The organism is Zavarzinia sp. (genome assembly GCF_049306435.1).
Taxonomy (GTDB): domain Bacteria; phylum Pseudomonadota; class Alphaproteobacteria; order Zavarziniales; family Zavarziniaceae; genus Zavarzinia.
The window spans coordinates 1-1,757 of record NZ_JBAQRT010000170.1; the positions used below are offsets into that span (position 1 = coordinate 1).

General features: G+C 70.7%; 5 protein-coding genes. All 5 read left to right on the forward strand.

Annotation, left to right across the window (positions count from 1 at the left end):
- The coding region (locus WAZ62_RS09290) for a phage head closure protein (protein ID WP_422643238.1) at window positions 1-253 on the forward strand (253 nt) is incomplete at its 5' end.
- A gap of 14 nt (window positions 254-267) precedes the next feature.
- A complete protein-coding gene (locus WAZ62_RS09295) occupies window positions 268-519 on the forward strand; it encodes a hypothetical protein (RefSeq protein ID WP_422643239.1) in 252 nt (83 codons plus the stop codon).
- Complete coding sequence (locus tag WAZ62_RS09300; RefSeq protein WP_422643240.1) at window positions 509-928, forward strand: DUF3168 domain-containing protein; 420 nt, start codon at window positions 509-511, stop codon at window positions 926-928. Before WAZ62_RS09295 ends, WAZ62_RS09300 begins: the two co-directional genes overlap by 11 nt.
- Window positions 929-941: 13 nt before the next feature.
- Window positions 942-1,346 carry a phage tail tube protein gene (locus WAZ62_RS09305; RefSeq protein ID WP_422643241.1) on the forward strand — a complete coding sequence of 135 codons (405 nt, stop codon included), beginning with the start codon at window positions 942-944 and terminating at the stop codon, window positions 1,344-1,346.
- Between the two features lie 8 nt (window positions 1,347-1,354).
- On the forward strand, window positions 1,355-1,687 hold the full coding sequence (locus WAZ62_RS09310; RefSeq protein WP_422643242.1) for a gene transfer agent family protein: 333 nt from the start codon (window positions 1,355-1,357) through the stop codon (window positions 1,685-1,687).
- Window positions 1,688-1,757 lie beyond the last annotated feature (70 nt).

Below are 1,757 nucleotides of genomic sequence, written 5' to 3' on the forward strand. Positions count from 1 at the left end.
CCTGAGCTGGGTGCCGGTCGACACGCTGCCCGAGGTCTGGGCCGCGGTCGAGGCAACCACCGGCAGCGAGCCGGTCGAAGCCGACGCCCGCCAGGCGGAGGTGAACTGGCGCGTCACCCTGCGCGCCCGCGCCGACCTTTCGGCCGACTGGCGTCTGGTCTGGCGGGGCCGGGTGCTCGATATCCTCGCCATCCTGCCCCGGCCGCGCCGGGACTATCTGGTGCTGCTGGCGCGGGAAGGGGCCGGGCAATGAGATTTACCCGTTTCATGTCCCGGATCGAAGACTGGGTGACCGCCACCCTCGATGACCGGGCGGCGGCGCTGGCGCGGGAACTCGGTGCCGAGGTGGACGGGGTTGGGGATATCCGCCGCGTCGCCCTTTCGGCCGGGGCGCAGACCCGCGAATTCGGCACGGTGGCACAAGGGGCGCGGCCCCGGCTACGGGATGCCATCGCCGGACTCGATCTTGCCGCCGAGATATCGACGGCCCTGAAGGAGGCGATCGCCGATGACACCTGATGCATCGCTGGCGGTGCAGACGGCGCTGTTCGCCCGTCTGGCCGGCCATGCCCCCCTTGGTCTTCTGATCGGCGACCGGCTGCACGACCGAAGGCCGGAAGGCAGCGGCTTTCCCCATGTCGTGATCGGCGAGGACGCGGTGACCGCCGACGACAGCGCGACACGGGGCGGCCAGCGCCACGAGGTGACGCTGCACGTCTGGTCGCGCTATCGCGGCCGGGCGGAGGTGAAGCGCATCCTTTCGGCCCTGACCGAAGCCCTGCATCGCCAGCCGCTGACCCTCGCCGCGCCGCACCGCTGCATCGCCCTGCGTGTCGCCTTCACCACCATTCTCGACGACGACGACGGCGTGACCGCCCATGGCGTTATGCGTCTGCGCGTCGTGACCGAACCCGTCGACCCCTATTGAGCGGAGCCTTTCCATGAGCAAGCAACGCGGCGACCTGTTCCTTCTGCGGGTCGATACCACCGGCGCCGGGGCCTATGTCACCATCGCCGGCCTGCGCTCCACCGGCCTCAAGGCCCGGCTGAAACCGGTGGAGACCACGAGCAAGGATTCCGCCGGCCAGCGCGAATTGCTCGATGGCGCGGGCATCCAGTCCTTCAGCTTCTCCGGCGCCGGGGTCTTCGACAGCGGCAGCGCCCATGATACGGCGCGCGATCTCTTCATGGGGCGGATCCGGCGCAACTGGCGCATCACGCGGGGCGACGGCTCCACCGTGACCGCGCCCTGCCTGATCACCGCCCTCGATTACGCCGGCAACCACGACGGCGAGGAGACGTTCTCCATCACCCTCGAATCCGCCGGCGCGGTCATTTTCGCCTGAGAGGGATCATGAGCGATATCCCGAACCCTCATCGCGGCGAGGTGCCGCTTGCCCTCGGCGGGCAGGTCTATCGTCTGCGGCCGAGTTTCACCGCCCTGGCCGAGACCGAGGCGATGGCCGGTTGCGGCCTAGTCCCGCTGGCCCGGCGCTTCCTCGACGGCAGCTATGGTCTTCGCGATGTCGTCGCCGTGCTGGTGCCGGCGCTGAAGGCGGCCGGCCACGGCGAGGCGGCGGTCGGGCAGATGGTGATCGATGCCGGGCTGTTGAAGGCCGCACCGGCCTGCGCCGCCCTGCTCGCGGCGGCGCTGGCGCCGGGGCGGGAGTTGCCCAACCCTTTGTGATCGGCGGGGTGGCGGAAGCGGCGGGGCTCGGCTCCGCCCTCTTCGGCTGGGTGGCGGAAGCCGCCTGGGC